Genomic DNA, 19496 nt, shown 5'->3' with positions numbered 1-19496 from the left:
ATTAGTGAAATAATAAAAATAAGTTTGTAAAAAAATATTTAATGGATAGAACATCTACTCTCTGGCGGATTCTTTTGCCGGGCTTATGTATACTCTTTATGTCGGGTCAGGTTTTTGGGCAGCAGGGCATCATCCGGGGGAAAGTGACAACGGGTGGTCTGGCTGTTGAATTTGCCAATATTGTCATCGCCGGGCAGTATATCGGAGCCACTTCGAATGCTTTGGGGCAGTTTATTATAAAGGACGTAACGGCAGGTACTTATGAGTTAAGTGTTTCAATGATGGGATACCAGACGGAAAAAGTGAAGGCGACAATAACTGCCGGGCAAACACTGGTGCTGAATATCAGTTTGAGAGAGGACTTGTCCAGGTTAAATGAAATTGTAGTGACAGGTGTTTCACAGGCTACGGCTGTGCGTAAGAATCCTGTTCCCATTGCCACTATTGGCAAAAGGGAGATGAACATGAATGTGAACAATAACATTATAGATGCTATCATCAAAGGGATTCCGGGCGTGAGTGCGGTAACTACAGGGCCTAATATTTCGAAACCTTTTATAAGGGGCCTGGGATATAATAGGGTATTGACGCTGTATGACGGGGTAAGACAGGAAGGACAGCAATGGGGAGATGAACATGGCATTGAAGTAGATCAATATGGAATTGGCCGGGCTGAAGTGGTGAAAGGGCCTGCCAGTCTTACCTATGGATCTGATGCACTCGCCGGGGTCATTAATATGATACCCGATATTCCTGTTGGAGAAGAGGGAAAACTGAAGGGAAGCTTTCTGACGGATTACCATACCAATAATGGGATGGCCGCTTCTTCCCTGGGATTGGGTTACCGGAAGGGCGACTGGAAATATGCGTTCCGGGCTTCGGGAAAGATGGCGCATAATTACCGGAACAAGGTAGACGGACTGGTATATGGAACTGCTTTCCGGGAGTATAATCTTTCTGCCATGGCCAGGGTTGATAAGTCATGGGGATATTCCGTATGGGGCGTTACCGCGTATGATAACCAGCAGGAGATCCCGGATGGCAGCCGGGATTCACTGACACGTAAATTTACCAGGCAGATATATGAAGCGGCTGAAGATGATCTCAAGAATCGTCCTATTGTACCGGATGATCAGCTGAATTCTTATAAGATAAACCCGCTGCATCAGCATATACAGCATTACAGGGTGTATAACCGCAGCAAGTTTGGAAATGTGTATACTACTATAGGTTTACAAAAGAGTATACGGCAGGAGTTCAATCACCCTACTTTACCGGCGCAGCCCGGACTGGATGTGGTATTGAATACGCTCAACTATGATGTACGGTATAATTTTCCGGTATGGCAGGGCATTGAAACAACGATAGGCGTAAATGGTATGTACCAGGTGAACAGGAGTAAAAATGCGACGGATTTCCCTATCCCGGATTACAACCTGTTTGATATAGGGGGCTTTTTCTTTGCGAAGAAGTCTTTCGGGAAGATGGATGTTTCAGGTGGATTGAGATATGATAACAGGTATATTCACTGGGATGATTTTTATGTAGGAACAAATGCGGGTAATGGTTTTAGCCGGAAGGTTACTTTACCGGATACGGCAGGAGCCAGTTTACAGTTCCCGTCATTTACACACCATTATAGTGGTGTGTCAGGAAGTTTGGGTGTTACCTATAATATTAGTGAGCGTTTATTGCTGAAGGCGAATGTTGCCAGGGGATACAGGGCACCTAATATCACAGAGATAGGTTCCAACGGACTTGATCCGGGAGCGCATATCGTTTACCTGGGGAACAGGGGATTCAAACCTGAGTTCAGTTTACAGGAGGATATTGGTTTCCTGGCTTACCTGGCAGACCTGGATATCAGTGTGGAGATGTTCCATAACCAGATAGAAAATTACATATATCAGTCGCTGTTGTATGATGCCAATGGTCAGCCTGTGGTGATTGTACCGGGGAATTCAACATATCAGTACCAGCAGTCGAAGGCACAGTTGTATGGAGCAGAAGTGAGTGTAAACCTGCATCCGCGTAGTATTAAATGGTTATCGCTGAATAGCAGTGCCGCCTATACGGAAGGATTGAACAAGAATGATGCGCTGATCAAAAAGGATGGAGATCAGGCAAAGTACCTGCCTTTTATTCCGCCGCTGCATGTGCGTTCAGAGTTAAGAGCAATGATGAACAGAAGTTACGGCATCTTCTCAAAGATCTATGGAAGAGCAGAAGTAGACGGGTATGCTGATCAGTCGCATTTTTATGGAGTGGACCATACAGAGACATTTACACCAGGGTATACTTTAATTAACCTGGGGGCTGGTACTACGCTTACGGGCAGAGAGGGAAAAACAGTTTGTGAGTTATTCCTGCAACTGGATAATGTGTTCAATACTGCCTATCAGGCGAATATGAACAGGCTTAAATATTTTGAATATTATACGGCATCGCCGAACGGGCGTTCCGGTATATATAATATGGGAAGAAATTTTAGTGTGAAGGCGATAGTGCCTTTTTGATTAGACGCATACATTTTGAATGAAGACGTGCCGCGCCTTTTGGCGTGGCACTACATTTTAAATCCCAGCTTGATACCTATCTGGAGACTTGGCAGTATGCTAACAAGTCGTCCGTTGTTAGCCTCTACAGCTCCATTCTCAAGATTAAAATTCTGATAGCGGTAGATTTTAGTGCGGACACCGATACCTATAAATGGATCCAGGACTAATTTATCTTTCTGAATTTGTCTGCCCAATAGCAACTGTAACCCGAAAACGTTTTTATCACCGGATTCTTTGTAGGTAGTATTATTGAGTGTTACTTCCTGGTTGGGATAGAATACTTTTTTGTAGAAGAATACGGGTTGAAAGTAGGTACCCATTACGCGGGACAGGCCATCTCTTGTAGAAAAGATATACCAGCGCAGACCTGCACGGAAGCCGAGACCACGGGCATCAACGAATTGTTCGGTGCTGATATCCGGTTTTTTCTGACCGATATCTACTTTCTTGGCCAGCACATAATCGGGATAATCTGTATAAATACCACTGATCCCTATTTCCAGGCTCATTTTTTCTGTGAGTTCCTGTTCGAGAGAGATGTCCAGTTCATTAATGAGAGTAGCCGGATTTACCTTCAGATAAGTAGCTCTGCCAATGGATTTAGTCGTCTGGGCGAATGTTGCCAGTCCACTAAGAATAAAGAGGCATGTAACAAGCAGTGGCTTTTTCATACAATTGTGTGCAGTTTAACTGGCTAAAAACTTGTGTCATTTCAGGTCAATAATCGTTCCACAATTACCGGATACCACTGGTGTTCCAGCACCAGTACTTTGGCTGCCAGGCTTTCCGGAGTATCGTCTGGAGTGATGGTACAGCGTTCCTGTAAGATAGGTGCGCCGTCATCATATTTCTCATTCACGTAGTGGATGGTGATGCCGCTTTCTTTTTCGCCTGCACGGATAACTGCTTCATGAACGAAGTGTCCATACATGCCTTTACCTCCGTATTTGGGAAGAAGGGCGGGATGGATATTTACGATATGGCCGGGGAATGCCTGTACGAGGTTGGCGGGTATTTTCCAGAGGAAGCCAGCCAGCACGACCATATCAATATTCGCCTGTTGCAGTTGTTGTATATAATGGTCTGTATGAAAGAATAATTCTTTTTCTATGAGGATGGAGGGGATGTGTTCTTTGTCTGCTATCTGTAATACGCCTGCTCCGGGTTTATTACAAACGATCAGGGTAACCCGGGCGATGCCTGAGTTCCTGAAATGATCGATGATCTTTTGTGCGTTACTACCTGTACCTGAAGCGAAGATGGCTATATTTTTCAAAATCTCTTTTATTAACAGGCGCAAAATTAATTAATAAAGAGGAGATGTAGAGGGTATGATTAATGAAGGATTTTTATAGGAAGAAGGGGAATATGAGGTAAAATGGTACCAGAGGGCAACTTTCGGCGTAGGTGGAGGTTATAAGATACAGGATACTGACATGAAAAAGTATGAAAGAGACATTGTATATGTATTAATATATAAAGACCTTGCAGAGCGGAGGTGTTGACATGACATTTATCATGTTTTTTCTCATACAAAATATATTGAGGATTACGTGTTTCCCCGCGATATATATAGGTAAAAGGATTGAGGGAAGCAAGTAAGAAATTTTTATAATTGTTGATAAATTGTCAATATTGTGTCTTATTTTTGTGAGCACTTTTAAGAAACTTAAGGTCAAATCTAAACTAAATAGGCTGTGTATCGTCGTGTTTCCATTCTTATGCGTAAGCATTTTGTGAGTGTTCTTGTCCTATGCGTGGGTATGATTGCGTCCTTCTCCGCAAGGGCAGCAGGAGATCCTACTAAAGGCAAGGCATTATTTCAGCAGAATTGCGCATCCTGCCATAATGTTCATAAGCAACTTACTGGTCCCGCTTTGCAAGGCGTGGAAGAACGTTGGTCTGATAAGAAATTATTACACCAATGGATCCATAATTCTGCATCGGTACTGGCTTCTGGTGACGCGTATGCGAATGCGTTGTACAACCAGTTTAATAAGACTGCGATGACTGCTTTCCCATCTCTTACAGATGGGGATATTGATGATATCCTGTCTTACATTGATAAGGAAGGTAAAGCTGCTCCTGCTACAGATACTAAGACTCCTGGAACAACCACTGCTGGTGGTGAAGAAGAGGGTGGTAACGGTCTGCTGTTTGGTATCATTACTTTGATCCTTGCAGTTGTAGCGCTGATCCTGATGCAGATCAACAGTAATCTGAACAAGCTTGCTGCTGACAAAGAAGGTGTAGCAACACCGGAACCTGTTCCATTCTACAAGAACAAGGCTTACATCGCACTGGTAATCGTACTGTTGTTTATCGTAGGTGGTTACTTCACTATAAATGGAGCGATCGGCCTGGGCAGACAGAAAGACTACATGCCACAACAACCCATCTTCTATTCTCATAAAGTACACGCCGGTATCAATCAGATCAACTGTCTGTATTGTCACGCAGGTGCTGAGAAGAGTAAGCATGCGATGATCCCTTCTGAGAATATCTGTATGAACTGTCACAAGGTGATCAGTGATTATAGTGGTCCTCAGTTGTTTACAGCAGAAGGTAAGAAGGTAAATGGCAGTGCAGAAATTCAGAAGTTATACGACCATGTTGGTTGGGATAAGACTGCTAAGGAATATACTAAACCAGGTAAACCTATTGAGTGGACAAGAATCCACAATCTGCCTGATCACGTTTACTTCAATCACTCTCAGCACGTTGTAGCTGGTAAGCAGCAATGTCAAACCTGTCACGGCGCCATTACTGAAATGGATGAAGTACATCAGTTTGCTGATCTGTCTATGGGATGGTGTATTAACTGTCACCGTACTACTAAGGTGCAGTTTGCTGACAATAAATACTACAGCATTTTTGAGAAGTTCCACGAACAGGTGAAAGAAGGAAAGATAGACAGTGTTACTGTTGAGATGGTTGGTGGTACTGAATGTCAGAAATGTCACTATTAATAAATAGATGAGGGATAAGATGATAAGGAAGCTACTTACATCCAACTTCATTGTACAAATTATAATCCGTAACTCGTTAGTATAAACAACATGGAGCAAAAAAAGTATTGGAAAGGCTTGGAGGAGTTGCACAATACCAAGGAACATCAGGAGACTGTGAATAACGAATTTAAAGAGGACCTGCCTTTTGAGGAGAGTGAAAGTTTGCTGAATGCTACTACCCCCCGCCGGGATTTCCTGAAATACCTGGGGTTCACAACAGCGGCTGCTACTATTGCTGCCAGTTGCGAAACGCCTATCAGAAAAGCTATACCTTATGTAAATAAGCCGGAAGAAATTACTCCCGGTGTACCTAACTATTACGCTTCCACATACGCTGTAGACGGAGAATTCGTTCCACTGGTTGTTAAGACCCGTGAAGGACGTCCCATCAAATTAGATGGTAATGATCTGTCTTCTGTAACAGGTGGTGCTTCATCTGCAAGGGTACAGGGTGCTGTATTAGGTTTGTATGATGCTGCACGTTTACGTTACCCTACTATCAGTGGTACGGAAACAACCTGGACTGAACTGGACAAGCAGGTTGGTGCTGCACTGTCTGCAGTTGGTGGTTCTCCTGTTGTATTACTGACTTCTACTATTATCAGTCCTTCTACCAAGAAAGTGATTGCCGGCTTCCAGGCCAAATATCCAGGCTTCCGTCACGTAACTTATGATGCGGTATCTTACTCCGGTCTGTTACTGGCTAACGAAGCTTCTTACGGAAAGAGAGCGTTACCTGCTTACCACTTTGAAAATGCAAAGGTGATTGTAAGTTTAGGTGCTGACTTCCTGGGAACATGGATCAACCCTACAGAATATTCCAAACAATATGGTGTTAACCGTAAGATCGATGAGAAGAAGCCGGAAATGAGCAAACATTTCCACTTCGAGAGCATGATGAGCTTAACGGGTGCCAATGCGGATGAAAGATATACACACAAACCATCAGAAACCGGTGCGGTAGCACTGGCTTTGCTGAATGCACTGGGTGGTGCGGTTAGCGCTCCTGCTATTGCAGACAAGCGTTTGGCTGCCGGTATCCAGAAAGCAGCCCAGGCTTTAAAAGCCAGTCAGGGTAAAGCACTGGTAGTAAGTGGTTCCAATGATGTGAATGTACAGATCGTAGTAAATGCTATTAACAACCTGATTGGTTCTAATGGTACAACTATCGACTGGGCATCTACAGTAGGTTACCGTCAGGGTATCGACGGTGACATGGTACAACTGGTGAAAGACCTGAACGCTGGTAGTGTTGGCGCTATCATGGTGTATGGTGTAAACCCTGCTTATGATTACTATGATGCAAAGGCTTTTGCAGAAGGTATCAAGAAAGCTAAACTGAGCGTTACTTTCAACGACCGTAAAGACGAAACTTCTGAATTATGTAAATATGCGGCGCCTGCGCATCACTTCCTGGAAAGCTGGGGAGATGCTGAAGCAAGGACCGGATATTACAGCTTTATACAGCCTACCATTGCACCGTTGTTCAAAACACGTGCATTTGAAACAACCTTACTGACCTGGAGTGGTAACACTACTACATGGGAAGATTTCCTGAAGAACGAATGGCTGACCCAACTGGGCGGACAGGAAGCATGGGATAAGGTGTTACAGGATGGTGTGATTGAACCAGCTACAGCGCCTACGCTGGGCGGTGCTACTTTCAGCGGAGATGTAAACAGCGCTGCTGCGAAGATCAACAGTGCTAAGAAAGGTGGCAAGTTAGAACTGGTGTTGTACGAAAAGATCGCTATCGGTAATGGTAAGGAAGCCAACAACCCATGGTTGCAGGAAATGCCTGATCCTATTACCCGTTCTACCTGGGATAACTACGCAGTTATTTCCAACACACTGGCGAAGACATTCGACATGCAGCTGGGTGATGACTACGAGATCAACGCTGATAAGAAAGTATTAAAAATCAAGACTAACGGTAAGGAAATTACCCTGCCATTACTGATACTGCCTGGTATTCATCCGGAAGTAATCGCCATTGCGGTAGGTTACGGTCGTAACATGAATGCTGGTAAAGCAGCTGGTGGTGTAGGTAAGAATGCTTATCCGCTGGTTAGTTTCAATGGTCAGACTTTTGACTACTTCACTACTGAAGCAACAGCAGAAGCAACCGGAGAAAAATATGATCTGGGTGTAACACAGACGCATAACAGCTACGAAGGTCGTCCTATCGTAAAAGAAACCACACTGGAAGAGTTCATCAAGAACCCTAAGGAAGTGAATGAAGACCGTGAGGAATTAAAACAATACGGTCCTGATTTCCGCAAAGATGGTACGCTGTATCCTGATGTACATCATTACCCTGGTATCAAATGGGGTATGTCTATCGATCTGAACACCTGTTTTGGTTGTGGTGCATGTACCATTGCCTGCCAGGCTGAAAATAACGTAGCAGTAGTTGGTAAAGAGCAGGTAGTAAAGGCGCATGAAATGCACTGGATTCGTATCGACCGTTATTTCAGCGGTGATGAGAACAATCCTGAAGTAGTGTTCCAGCCTATGCTGTGTCAGCATTGTGATAACGCTCCATGTGAGAACGTTTGTCCGGTAGCTGCTACCAACCACAGTTCTGAAGGTTTAAACCAGATGGCTTACAACCGTTGTATCGGAACCCGTTATTGCGCTAACAACTGTCCTTTCAAAGTTCGTCGCTTTAACTGGAGAGATTTCAATGGTGCTGACAGTTTCGAAGATAACCTGTATGATGTAGGAGGAATGAATGACAGCCTTACCCGTATGGTACTGAACCCTGATGTGGTTGTACGTAGCCGTGGTGTAATGGAAAAATGTTCTTTCTGCGTACAGCGTTTACAGGATGCTAAGCTGACTGCAAAGAAAGCTGGTCGTCCGATGAAAGATGGTGAAGCAAAAACTGCGTGTCAAACCGCATGTTCTGCAGGAGCTATCGTATTCGGGAATGTGAACGATAAAGAAAGCCGCATCTCTAAAATCCGTAACGAAGAGCAGACCAACAGGATGTACTACGTACTGGAAGAGCTTCACGTATTACCTTCCATCAACTACCTGGCTAAGATCAGAAACAAAGATGCTGAGCCAAAGGCAGAAGGTCATCATGAAGAACATGAGGCAGCAGCAAAGCATGAAGCATAGGCTTTAAGCTGAACTGTAAAGACAAACGAAAGATTAACATAAGAGATAAAGTTTTAGTTTAGAACAATTAAAGCTCCTTATTCTGCATAAAAAGTGCAGGTTAGGGGTAAAAGCTTAACGAACTATGCATTTAAAGTACGAATCCACACTAAGAGAACCATTAGTTGATGGCGTGAAGAATTACCACCAGGTAACAGAGGACATCATCAGCCCTATTGAAGGGAAGCCAGGTAAATTGTGGTACATAGGCTTTTTCATATCATTGTCACTGCTATTGTTCGGAGTTTGTTCCGTAACCTGGGAAGTGTACTTTGGTACAGGGGTGTGGAATCTGAATAAAACAATTGGTTGGGGTTGGGATATTACCAACTTCGTATGGTGGGTAGGTATCGGTCATGCCGGTACATTGATCTCTGCGATCCTCCTGCTGTTCCGCCAAGGATGGCGTACCGGGGTAAACCGTGCGGCAGAGGCCATGACCATCTTTGCGGTTATGTGTGCGGGTCAGTTCCCGATTTTCCACATGGGTCGTGTATGGATGGCATTCTTTGTATTGCCTTACCCAAATACACGTGGTCCTTTGTGGGTAAACTTCAACTCGCCCCTGCTCTGGGACGTGTTTGCGATCTCTACTTATTTCACAGTATCTCTCCTTTTCTGGTATTCCGGTTTAATTCCTGACTTCGCGACTGTTCGTGACAGAGCTAAAACCAAACTGCGTAAGCTGTTATATGGTATAGCATCTTTTGGCTGGACCGGTTCTACCAAACACTGGCAACGTCATGAAGCGCTGTCTCTGGTACTGGCAGGTTTATCTACTCCGCTGGTACTGTCTGTACACACAATTGTATCTTTTGACTTTGCTACTTCAGTAATTCCCGGCTGGCATACAACGATCTTCCCTCCCTACTTCGTAGCGGGTGCGATCTTCTCCGGATTTGCGATGGTACAAACACTGCTGATCATTGTACGTAAAGTATTACACCTGGAAGATTACATTACCATTGGCCACATGGAGGCGATGAATAAGGTAATTGTACTGACTGGTTCTGTAGTAGGTTGCGCTTACCTGACAGAGTTGTTCATGGCCTGGTATGCAGCTGTTCCTTACGAATTCGCTACTTTCTATAAATACCGTGCTGCCGGTCCGCTGGGTTGGTCTTACTGGATCATGATGACGTGTAACGTAATCACTCCGCAGGTATTCTGGTTTGCCAAGATGAGAAGAAATGTACTGGTAACATTCGTAATGTCTATCATTGTGAACATCGGTATGTGGTTTGAGCGTTTTGTAATCATCTGTACTTCACTGTACCGTGACTACCTGCCATCAAGCTGGGCTTACTATCGTCCATCCTGGCCAGAAGTTGGTTTCTACATGGGAACCTTCGGTTTATTCTTTACCTGCTTCTTCCTGTTTGCTAAATACTTCCCTGTTATCGCTGTTGCGGAAATCAAGCATGTGCTGAAAACTTCCGGTGAGAGCTTTAAGAATCAGATGGAGAAATACGAGCAGCAGCCAGCAGATGAATTTGCAAGAGACCTGCATCATGACGATGAACCTCATCATGATCCGCACGTAGCTCCGGTGCATCATTCATAATTGCCTGGAAGCATTTATAAAGAGGAATCAGGAATTTGTTTTTTAGAATAAGAATTTTTTAAACATATGGCGGTTAAAAATTTTGTTGTAGCAAGTTTTGATGATGAGGCGGTATTGTTTCCGGCTGTGAAAAAGGTGCGGACTGCAGGCTACAAAATTCACGATGTATATACACCTTTTCCGGTGCATGGTCTTGATCATGCAATGGGTTTGCGGGAAACCAGCCTGCACACCGCCGGGTTTGTTTACGGTATTACCGGTACAACAACAGCATTATCCTGCATGAGCTGGATATTCACAACAGACTGGCCTATGAACATCGGTGGTAAACCGCATTTTCCATTACCGGCGTTCATCCCTATCACATTTGAGTTAACAGTATTGTTCTCAGCTGTAGGTATGGTACTGACATTCTGTTACCTGTGTCAGCTGGCTCCATTTGTTAAGAAACACATATTTCATCCCCGTCAGACAGATGATCTGTTTGTAATGGCGATTGAAGTAACTGCCAAAACAAACGCAGAGGAACTGAAAAAGTTCCTGGCAGGTATTGGTGGAACGCAGATTAACGAACAGCGTGCTGAAGCTGGCTGGTGGTATGGTCGTTACGACCGTGAGGACCGCCTGTTCGACAACAAGCGCCCTGAGCCTGTAAACGCGTAAATGTAGATTTTAAAAGCTTCCTGTTTAACAGGGGGTGAACCAGAACATAAGCTAGAATTATAATATACAGATGAAAAGGACTTCCAACATATTGATCGCAGCTGCTTTGGTAAGTGGAGCTTTGGTATCGGCATGCAACAGGGGAGAGAATAACAGGAATCCCGGCAGACATTACATGCCGGATATGTTTGAATCCCGCGCATACGAGTTCTACAGCGAGCGCGTGTCTACACTGAAACCAGTAGAAGGCACCGTTAAGAGAGGAGAGTTGCTGCCTTACCATCTGAAGGCGGCAGATACTGCTCAGGCCAATTTAGTAAAGAACCCGCTTATTCTTGGAAAAGCGGACCTGGAGGAAGGTAAACGTTTATTCAATATTTATTGTGGCGTTTGTCATGGTACGAAGCTGGATGGTAACGGTCCGTTATACAAAGATGGTACAGGCCCATTCGTAGCAGCACCTGCTAACCTGGCAAGCGGCCCTAAAGCCAGCTATACAGAAGGCAGACTGTTCCACGTAATGACTTATGGTTATCTGAACATGGGTAGTTACGCCAGTCAGTTAGACAGGGAACAACGCTGGAAAATTGCAGCCTATATTCACAGTGTGCAGAACGGTGGTGCTAATGTTGCCGCTCCTGCTGCTCCTGCTGCCAGCACTGATACCACGAAAGCTACTGCTGCTCCTGTAGTTGTAGCACAGGCTAAATAATGAGTAAAATAGCATTCAATCAAGTATTTTAATATACAGTAATGAAGGACCAATTTGTAGTACCAGCAAGACTAAAAACGACCAGCTTCGTGTTAATGGGGATTGGCTTGCTGACTTTGTTGATCGGATTATTCGCATTTCAGGGAGAGCATGGCTCAACCCGTTTCTGGGCAGGTTTGCTGCAGAACAGCACATTCTTTACGCTGATCGTATTAGCCAGTACGTTCTTTATTGCTGCCACTACCCTGGCGCATGGTGGATGGCAGATCGGTTTCCGCCGTGTGCCGGAAGCAATTTCTATGGCTGTTCCTGTATTGGGAGGCATTTTGTTCCTGCTGTTGATGATCCTGGTATTTACCGGTAAAACGCATATCTACCACTGGCTGGATACAGAGCATGTTGCACATGACCCTATCCTTACCTGGAAAGCGCCTTTCCTCAGCAAAGCATTCTTTACTACTGCTGCTGTTCTTACAATCGGTTTGTGGAGTTACTTTACGCTTAAGCTGCGTAAAATGTCTATTGAGCAAGATAGCTGGGATCTTTCAAAAGAAACCGGTAAACGTATAATCTGGAGAAACACCGTTTGGTGCGGTGGTTTCCTCGTAGTATTTGTATTGAGCGTTGGTTCTACTACTCCATGGATGTGGTTAATGAGTATTGATGCACACTGGTATTCTACCATGTACAGCTGGTACACATTCGCAAGCACCTGGGTATCTGGTGTGGCGCTGATCACCTTATTTGTTATTTACCTGAAACGTAATGGCTACCTGCCAATGGTAAATGAAGAGCACCTGCATGACCTCGGTAAGTTCTGTTTTGCGTTCAGCATTTTCTGGACATACCTGTGGTTCTCTCAGTACATGCTGATCTGGTACGCAAACATGCCTGAAGAAATTGTATACTTCAAACCCCGCGTATGGGGCGAGTGGAGGCCAATCTTCTTCCTGAACCTGCTGATCAACTTTGTCACTCCGCTGTTATTCCTGATGAAGCGTGACACTAAACGTAACTACTCTTCCATGGTATTCATTGCAGTTGTGATTATCTTCGGTCACTGGCTGGATTTCTGGCAGATGGTAGGACCTGGTACTTATCAGCACCTGGTATTCCCATGGTTTGAATTTGGTATCGGACTCGGTTTTGTGGGACTGATCATATTCCTGGTATCCAATCAGCTGACTAAAGCAGCATTGGTTCCAAAGACCCATCCTTACCTGAAAGAAAGTATTGTACACCATACCTGATCATAGGCAGATATAAGTAGAAACGAAAAGCATTAGATAACTTAATTATTTCAAATAGCAATGTCAGGATATTTAGCAGTCTTAGTTGTTGTGCTCATATTCATAGTCATCTTCCAGATTGCGAAGGCGAGCGAATATGTGTCCATATTGAAGGGAGAAAAGAAGTCGCGTCAGCAGTCAAACCGGGTTAATGGTTTCCTGATGATATCCTTCCTGGTGCTTGGCTTGATAGGTGTATACTACTGTAACGAATTACTGAGAGGTAAGATGGGATCAGGAGCAGCATCAGAGCAGGGTGAAGGGATTGATAGCATGATCATGTGGACCCTGATAATAACCGGAATTGTATTCGTTATTACACAGATCCTCCTGTTCTGGTTCGCATTCAAATACCAGGAAAAAGAAGGGCAGAAAGCTTTTTACTTCCCACACAACAACAAACTGGAGCTGATCTGGACTGTAATTCCTGCTATTGCACTTACTGTTCTTGTTGCTATCGGTTTAAGACATTGGTTCCGCATTACATCAGAAGCACCGAAGGATGCTATGATCGTGGAAATTACCGGTAAACAGTTTAACTGGCTGATCCGTTACCCTGGTAAAGATGGCCAGCTGGGTCGTAAATTCTTCAAGAATATCAATGAAGCAACTAATCCTGTAGGTCAGGACTGGGATGATGAACTGAATAAGGATGATTACATGGCCACTGAAATGCACCTGGTAGTTAATAAACCAGTGAAGCTGATCATCGGTTCCCGTGATGTGATCCATGACGTTGGGTTGTCTCACTTCCGTATGAAGATGGATGCTGTACCTGGTATTCCTACTACATTGTGGTTTACGCCTAAATATACTACTGCAGAAATGAAGGTGAGAGAGGATAATCCTGATTTCGTATACGAGATCTCCTGCGATCAGATGTGTGGTGCCGGTCACTACTCTATGAAAGCAAACATCGTAGTAGAAACACAGGCAGAATATGATGCATGGGCTGCAAAGCAGAAAACACAATTCGACCTTGCTCATGAAAGTGCAACTCCTGCGGCTGCGGCTACGCCAGCTGCAGACAGCACTCAAAAAGCAGTGGCGGTTAATGTTGTGAAGCATTAATTTTGTAAAAGGCAGTTGAAACTTTAGACGCAGGACATTTAAAAAATTAAAGACAAACTGATGAGGTACTCCCCGAAGTCAGTTTTATATAAACAGAACCGATTATGAGTAACGAAGCAACATTGCACAGTCAACAGGAGGTAATGCATGGCGCAGCAGCGCACGGTCATGGCCATGACGACCATGAGCATCATCATGAAGGCGGCTTCATTTCGAAGTACGTTTTCAGTATGGACCATAAGACCATCGCCAAGCAGTTTCTGATAACCGGTATTCTCTGGGCTATCGTAGGTGCTTTCTTCTCTGTACTGTTTCGTTTGCAACTGGGTTTCCCGGATACTTCTTTCCCCTGGCTGGAAAGCATCCTGGGCCATTGGGCAAAGGGTGGACATATTTCACCGGAGGCTTACTATGCACTGGTAACAATGCATGGTACTATATTGGTATTCTTTGTATTAACGGCCGGTTTGAGCGGTACATTCTCCAACCTGCTGATTCCTTTGCAGGTAGGGGCACGTGATATGGCTTCTCCTTTCATGAATATGCTGAGCTACTGGTTCTTCTTTATGGCCAGCTGCGTGATGATGTGTTCTCTGTTTGTACAAACAGGACCAGCATCCGGTGGTTGGACGTCTTATCCTCCGCTGAGTGCATTAGGTGATGCTTCAATCGGTTCTAAAATAGGTATGGACTTATGGCTTACCAGTATGGCACTGTTTGTAGTGTCTCAGTTACTGGGCGGTCTGAATTATATTTCTACTATCCTGAACATGCGTACCAAGGGTATGAGCATGACCAAACTGCCGCTGACTATCTGGAGCTTCTTCTTCACTGCGGTATTAGGCGTACTTTCTTTCCCTGTATTGCTGTCAGGTTTTATCCTGTTGCTGTTTGACCGTCACGCTGGCACCAGCTTCTACCTGAGCGAACTGTTCGTAGCCGGTAAAGCATTGTCTAACGAAGGTGGTAGTGCGATCCTTTACCAGCACTTGTTCTGGTTCCTGGGTCACCCTGAGGTGTACATCATCATCCTGCCTGCAATGGGTATGGTATCTGAGATCCTGGCGGTAAATGCCCGCAAGCCGATCTTTGGTTACCTGGCGATGGTTGGTTCCATGTTTGCAATTGCCATCCTGGCCTTCCTGGTATGGGCGCATCATATGTTCGTTACAGGTCTTAATCCTTTCCTTGGTGCCTTCTTCGTATTACTTACCTTATTGATTGCGGTACCTTCTGCGATCAAGGTATTTAACTGGATCACTACTATCTGGAGAGGTAATATCAGGTTCACGCCAGGTATGCTGTTTTCTATAGGTTTCGTGAGTACCTTCATCTCCGGTGGTTTAACCGGTATCTGGTTAGGTAACTCTTCTATAGATATCCACCTGCATGATACTTATTTCGTAATTGCTCACTTCCATATAGTAATGGGTGTGTCTGCCTTCTTCGGAACATTTGCCGGTGTATACCACTGGTTCCCTAAGATGTTCGGACGTTACCTGAACAATACTTTATCATACATTCACTTCTGGATTACCCTGTTAGGTGCTTACCTGATATTCTGGCCAATGCACTACGAAGGTATGGCCGGTATGCCAAGAAGGTATTATGATTATTCTAACTGGGAGTCTTTCAAACAATTCGGTGATCTGAACCATTTCATCAGTATAGTGGTGATCATCGTATTCGCAGCGCAGCTGATGTTTGTATTCAACTTCTTCTACAGCATATTCAAAGGAAGGAAGTTAACTACTACCAACCCATGGAGCTCAACTACACTGGAATGGACTACACCAATCAATCCTGGTCACGGTAACTGGCCTGGTGAGATTCCTGAAGTGTATCGCTGGCCATATGACTACAGTAAAGACGGTGTTGATTTCATCCCGCAGACTGTACCATTGTCTAAAGATGAAGAAGCTGCAGGCGGGCATTAATTAATGCCTCCTGCCCCGAAAAGAATGGATTTCAGAGAAAAGGTACCAGTAATGATAAGAGAAAACTCCATAAAATTGTCGTCATCGTTTGCTGTAGCCAGTAAGGTGAAAGATTACTCTCAGTTAATGAAGTTTAATCTGACCTTCATGGTGGTGTTCTCAAGTGTGGTTGGTTATTTACTGGTGCCTGGTGTGGCGTTTTCGTTAATAAAAGTTCTTACTTTATTTGCCGGTGGTTTACTGGTATCCGGTTCTGCCAATACGATTAACCAGCTGCTGGAAAAGGAAACTGATAAGTTAATGGCGCGTACAGCTGTACGTCCTTTACCATCAGGCCGCCTTTCTGAAACAGAAGGAATTATCATAGCGGTAGTAACAGGTATTGCCGGTCTGGCTATCCTGGCCTGGGGTTTTAACTGGTTATGTGCCGGATTGAGCCTTTTATCCCTGGTAGTATATGGTTTTGTATATACTCCCTGGAAAAAATGGAACTCACTGGCGGTACTGGTTGGAGCGGTACCCGGAGCATTGCCTTTATTAATTGGCTGGGCTGCGGGAGAAAACAAGATCAGCGAAGGCGGATGGGCATTATTTGCTATCCAGTTCCTGTGGCAGTTTCCTCACTTCTGGGCTATTGCCTGGATAGGACATAAGGATTACACGAGAGCAGGATTCAAACTGTTGCCTAATTCCGGAGAGCCAAATAAGCAGATCGCTTTACAGGCAGTGGCGTATACATTGTTATTGATACCTGCAGGGTTAATACCTTACATGTTAGGAATAACAGGTTATATCTCTGCTATTGTAGTGATCCTGGTATCGTTGTTTTTCCTTTACAGGGCAGTGAACCTGTACCTGAAATGTGATGTACCGGCTGCCCGTAAGCTGATGTTCGGCTCTTATATCTATCTGACCATTATGCAACTGGCTTTGCTGGCTGACAAAATTTAAAAGTTATTCAAATTATAGTGATGCAGGCGATGAGCGTACAACGTAACAAAATACATCCACACAAATATTCCCTATGGATTGCTATGGGTAGCATAACCATGATGTTTATAGGGTTTACAAGTGCATATGTTGTAAAGCGGGCGCAGGCAAACTGGTTTACATTCCAGTTACCGATGATCTTCTGGATATCTACAGCAATCATCCTGAGCAGTAGTTTTACCGTTCAGATGGCTGTAAAGCAATTCAGGAATCGTCACATGCAGCGTTACAAACAGCTCATTACATTAACGGCAGTATTAGGTGTGGCTTTTGCGGTGTGTCAGTGGATAGGCTTTATGCAGATGAATGCGATGGGGCTGCCATTGAACGGACCGGCATCAGTATCATTTATCTATGTAATAGTAAGTGTACACCTGTTACACGTGCTGGGTGGTGTAGTTGCACTGCTGATTATGTTTGGCAGGGCATTCCGCACAAGGGTACGTACTTACAGCCCGGTGCCCATAGAAGTAGCCGCTACATACTGGCATTTTGTGGACGCATTGTGGATTTACCTGTTAATATTTCTGAGTATTGCCAGATAAAACTTTCTAAAAAATAATTACAAAACAAACAATGGATACAGCAGTTACAGCGCAGAAAAAATGGTGGTCCGGGGGACATTCTCCTTTTAACGTGAGTTACGGAAAGTTGATGATGTGGTACTTCCTGATGTCGGATGCTTTTACTTTTGGAGCATTACTGATCTCTTACGGTACTATCCGTTTCATGAGTACTTCCTGGCCTGACCCTAATGAGGTCTTCCATTCATTTCCGTTCGTTAGTCATACCGCACATTTACCCCTGGTATTTGTGAGTCTGATGACGTTTATCCTGATCATGAGTTCTGTAACCATGGTACTGGCTGTACATGCCGGTCACATGAGAGACAGAAAAGCTGTTGCCAAATGGATGGTATGGACTATCATCGGTGGTATCGCTTTCTTAAGCTGCCAGGCATGGGAGTGGACACACTTACATGAATTAGGTGCATGGTGGGGTCATAATCCTTTTGCTAACGAAGACGGCACTATTGCTTCTACTAACTTTACTAACTTCTTCTTTACTATCACCGGTTTCCACGGTTTACACGTAACATCCGGTGTGGTCCTGAACATTGTGATCCTGGCTAACGTACTGAAAGGTACTTATGATGACAGAGGCCACTATGAAATGGTGGAGAAAGTTGGTCTGTACTGGCACTTTGTAGACCTGGTATGGGTATTCGTATTCACCTGCTTCTACCTGCTGTGATTACAGGTAAAAAGTAAGCTTGAACTGGTATTTGTAATCTGGATTTTTAAAAGTAACACTAATGGAACATACACATACAGGAGTAGTACATGATGAGCATGGCCATGATGCTTCTACCAAAGGCATCTGGAAAACGTTCTGGATATTATTAGCGATCACTATTTTTGAAGTGGGTCTGGCTTTCTCCTACCTGGAGTGGCACTGGATGCCAAGATTGTTTTTGAACTCAATCTTCGTAGCCCTTACAATTCTGAAAGCATTCTTTATCGTTGCTGAATTTATGCACTTACGCAATGAAATCAGGAACCTGATAATGACAATATTAATTCCTTTGATGTTGTTCGTATGGTTTATCATCGCCTTCCTGGCAGATGGTGATTCATGGAAGAACATGCGCAAGGATCTTGCTCCGGGCAAACCAGCTCCTGCTGCTATGCACGTGAATACTGAGGAAGCACATCACTAAGAATATTCCCTACATGTTACGCTTTACTGCTTTCACGCTAGTGGGAGTTGTAAAGCGTAAATTTTATATAACAATTTAAAACTACGGCCATTTCACGCAAAGGACTTATAGGAGTAATGCTGGCAATACTGGTGCCGTTGGCGGGATACCTGATAGTAGACCATTATGGAAGGAATGTTGTGCCGATACCTCGTTACTATATTCCTGATAGTGTGAATACCGTGGTTAAAGACGGTAAGACACAATACGATACAGTGTTTCATACTGTAAAGGATCTCACACTTACCAATCAGATGGGAAAACAGGTACAGTTGAAAGATCTTCCGGATAAAGTAATCCTGGTAAATTTCTTCTTTACCTCCTGCCCCAGTATCTGTCCAAAACTGATGAGCAACCTGGAGAAAATCCAGCAGGCTTATGTAAAGAATGATACACTTCTTCAGTTGCTTTCTTTTACAGTAGATCCTGAGAGGGATTCTTCAGAGCAACTGAGAGCATATGGTAACAAGCATAATATCAATCCGGATAACTGGTGGTTACTGACCGGCGCGAAGAAAGATATTTATGACTGGGCCCGTAATGAAGTATTTGTAAGTGTAACGCAGGGAGATGGCGGACCGGATGATTTCATTCATACGGAGAAGCTGGTACTGCTGGATAAGGATCATCATATCCGCGGATATTATGACGGGCTTGATTCCAATGCTATCCGTCAATGCGCGAATGATATTGCAATATTGCATCTGGAAAAAGATAAACACAGGCCGGGATTATTGAAACGGCTTTTTTCAGGAACAGAGGAATAGTTAATTACTG

16 protein-coding genes are annotated in these 19496 nt (G+C 44.2%); 14 read left to right on the top strand and 2 right to left on the bottom strand.

Features of this window, described 5'->3' with window-relative positions:
- Positions 1-41: 41 nt before the first annotated feature.
- On the top strand, positions 42-2516 hold the full coding sequence (locus tag BMW86_RS09690; RefSeq protein ID WP_218149132.1) for a TonB-dependent receptor: 2475 nt from the start codon (positions 42-44) through the stop codon (positions 2514-2516).
- Between the two features lie 50 nt (positions 2517-2566).
- Here BMW86_RS09690 and BMW86_RS09685 read toward each other — a convergent pair whose 3' ends face one another.
- Together BMW86_RS09685 and purN are read right to left on the bottom strand one after the other, a co-directional pair.
- On the bottom strand, positions 2567-3229 hold the full coding sequence (locus tag BMW86_RS09685) for a hypothetical protein (protein WP_089781281.1): 663 nt from the start codon (positions 3227-3229) through the stop codon (positions 2567-2569).
- A 41-nt stretch (positions 3230-3270) separates the two neighbouring features.
- A complete protein-coding gene (gene purN, locus BMW86_RS09680) occupies positions 3271-3834 on the bottom strand; it encodes a phosphoribosylglycinamide formyltransferase (protein WP_089783622.1) in 564 nt (187 codons plus the stop codon).
- A gap of 421 nt (positions 3835-4255) precedes the next feature.
- On the opposite strand from purN, the gene BMW86_RS09675 reads away from it, so the two are divergent.
- The 13 genes from BMW86_RS09675 to BMW86_RS09615 all read left to right on the top strand — a co-directional run bounded on the left by BMW86_RS09675 (position 4256) and on the right by BMW86_RS09615 (position 19486).
- Positions 4256-5527, top strand: coding sequence for a c-type cytochrome (locus BMW86_RS09675; protein WP_255372893.1), 1272 nt, complete (start codon positions 4256-4258; stop codon positions 5525-5527).
- A 90-nt stretch (positions 5528-5617) separates the two neighbouring features.
- Complete coding sequence (locus BMW86_RS09670; RefSeq protein WP_089781277.1) at positions 5618-8695, top strand: TAT-variant-translocated molybdopterin oxidoreductase; 3078 nt, start codon at positions 5618-5620, stop codon at positions 8693-8695.
- A 124-nt stretch (positions 8696-8819) separates the two neighbouring features.
- Positions 8820-10298: an NrfD/PsrC family molybdoenzyme membrane anchor subunit gene (gene nrfD / locus BMW86_RS09665; protein ID WP_089781275.1), complete on the top strand. Its 1479-nt coding sequence runs from the start codon at positions 8820-8822 to the stop codon at positions 10296-10298.
- A gap of 66 nt (positions 10299-10364) precedes the next feature.
- On the top strand, positions 10365-10961 hold the full coding sequence (locus tag BMW86_RS09660) for a DUF3341 domain-containing protein (protein WP_089781273.1): 597 nt from the start codon (positions 10365-10367) through the stop codon (positions 10959-10961).
- Between the two features lie 70 nt (positions 10962-11031).
- Complete coding sequence (locus tag BMW86_RS09655; RefSeq protein ID WP_089781271.1) at positions 11032-11673, top strand: c-type cytochrome; 642 nt, start codon at positions 11032-11034, stop codon at positions 11671-11673.
- A gap of 41 nt (positions 11674-11714) precedes the next feature.
- Positions 11715-12923, top strand: a complete 1209-nt coding sequence (locus tag BMW86_RS09650) for a quinol:cytochrome C oxidoreductase (protein ID WP_089781270.1) — start codon at positions 11715-11717, stop codon at positions 12921-12923.
- A gap of 60 nt (positions 12924-12983) precedes the next feature.
- Positions 12984-14033, top strand: a complete 1050-nt coding sequence (locus BMW86_RS09645) for a cytochrome c oxidase subunit II (RefSeq protein ID WP_089781268.1) — start codon at positions 12984-12986, stop codon at positions 14031-14033.
- Positions 14034-14137: 104 nt separating this feature from the next.
- Positions 14138-15970 carry a cytochrome c oxidase subunit I gene (locus tag BMW86_RS09640; RefSeq protein WP_089781266.1) on the top strand — a complete coding sequence of 611 codons (1833 nt, stop codon included), beginning with the start codon at positions 14138-14140 and terminating at the stop codon, positions 15968-15970.
- A 75-nt stretch (positions 15971-16045) separates the two neighbouring features.
- The gene (gene cyoE, locus BMW86_RS09635; protein WP_255372892.1) at positions 16046-16921 is read left to right on the top strand and encodes a heme o synthase; all 876 of its coding nucleotides are present in this window, start codon (positions 16046-16048) and stop codon (positions 16919-16921) included.
- Positions 16922-17004: 83 nt separating this feature from the next.
- Complete coding sequence (locus BMW86_RS09630) at positions 17005-17505, top strand: cytochrome c oxidase subunit 3 (RefSeq protein ID WP_255372891.1); 501 nt, start codon at positions 17005-17007, stop codon at positions 17503-17505.
- A gap of 31 nt (positions 17506-17536) precedes the next feature.
- Positions 17537-18214, top strand: coding sequence for a cytochrome c oxidase subunit 3 (locus BMW86_RS09625; protein WP_089781263.1), 678 nt, complete (start codon positions 17537-17539; stop codon positions 18212-18214).
- A 61-nt stretch (positions 18215-18275) separates the two neighbouring features.
- Positions 18276-18680 carry a cytochrome C oxidase subunit IV family protein gene (locus BMW86_RS09620; protein ID WP_089781261.1) on the top strand — a complete coding sequence of 135 codons (405 nt, stop codon included), beginning with the start codon at positions 18276-18278 and terminating at the stop codon, positions 18678-18680.
- 116 nt (positions 18681-18796) lie between these two features.
- Positions 18797-19486, top strand: a complete 690-nt coding sequence (locus tag BMW86_RS09615) for an SCO family protein (RefSeq protein WP_089781259.1) — start codon at positions 18797-18799, stop codon at positions 19484-19486.
- Positions 19487-19496: the final 10 nt, after the last annotated feature.

Source organism: Chitinophaga sp. YR573 (assembly GCF_900110995.1).
In the GTDB taxonomy this organism is placed as follows: Bacteria; Bacteroidota; Bacteroidia; order Chitinophagales; family Chitinophagaceae; genus Chitinophaga.
The sequence above is the reverse complement of the archived record's forward strand: the minus strand, read 5'-3'. Positions and strand labels throughout refer to the sequence as shown.

Excerpts from the sequence above, each read along its gene's own strand:
- BMW86_RS09690 (WP_218149132.1), top strand. The coding sequence starts at position 42 with ATGGATAGAACATCTACTCTCTGGCGGATTCTTTTGCCGGGCTTATGT.
- BMW86_RS09685 (WP_089781281.1), bottom strand. The coding sequence starts at position 3,229 with ATGAAAAAGCCACTGCTTGTTACATGCCTCTTTATTCTTAGTGGACTG.
- BMW86_RS09670 (WP_089781277.1), top strand. The coding sequence starts at position 5,618 with ATGGAGCAAAAAAAGTATTGGAAAGGCTTGGAGGAGTTGCACAATACC.
- nrfD (WP_089781275.1), top strand. The coding sequence starts at position 8,820 with ATGCATTTAAAGTACGAATCCACACTAAGAGAACCATTAGTTGATGGC.
- BMW86_RS09660 (WP_089781273.1), top strand. The coding sequence starts at position 10,365 with ATGGCGGTTAAAAATTTTGTTGTAGCAAGTTTTGATGATGAGGCGGTA.
- BMW86_RS09655 (WP_089781271.1), top strand. The coding sequence starts at position 11,032 with ATGAAAAGGACTTCCAACATATTGATCGCAGCTGCTTTGGTAAGTGGA.
- BMW86_RS09650 (WP_089781270.1), top strand. The coding sequence starts at position 11,715 with ATGAAGGACCAATTTGTAGTACCAGCAAGACTAAAAACGACCAGCTTC.
- BMW86_RS09645 (WP_089781268.1), top strand. The coding sequence starts at position 12,984 with ATGTCAGGATATTTAGCAGTCTTAGTTGTTGTGCTCATATTCATAGTC.
- BMW86_RS09640 (WP_089781266.1), top strand. The coding sequence starts at position 14,138 with ATGAGTAACGAAGCAACATTGCACAGTCAACAGGAGGTAATGCATGGC.
- BMW86_RS09630 (WP_255372891.1), top strand. The coding sequence starts at position 17,005 with ATGGGTAGCATAACCATGATGTTTATAGGGTTTACAAGTGCATATGTT.
- BMW86_RS09625 (WP_089781263.1), top strand. The coding sequence starts at position 17,537 with ATGGATACAGCAGTTACAGCGCAGAAAAAATGGTGGTCCGGGGGACAT.
- BMW86_RS09620 (WP_089781261.1), top strand. The coding sequence starts at position 18,276 with ATGGAACATACACATACAGGAGTAGTACATGATGAGCATGGCCATGAT.
- BMW86_RS09615 (WP_089781259.1), top strand. The coding sequence starts at position 18,797 with ATGCTGGCAATACTGGTGCCGTTGGCGGGATACCTGATAGTAGACCAT.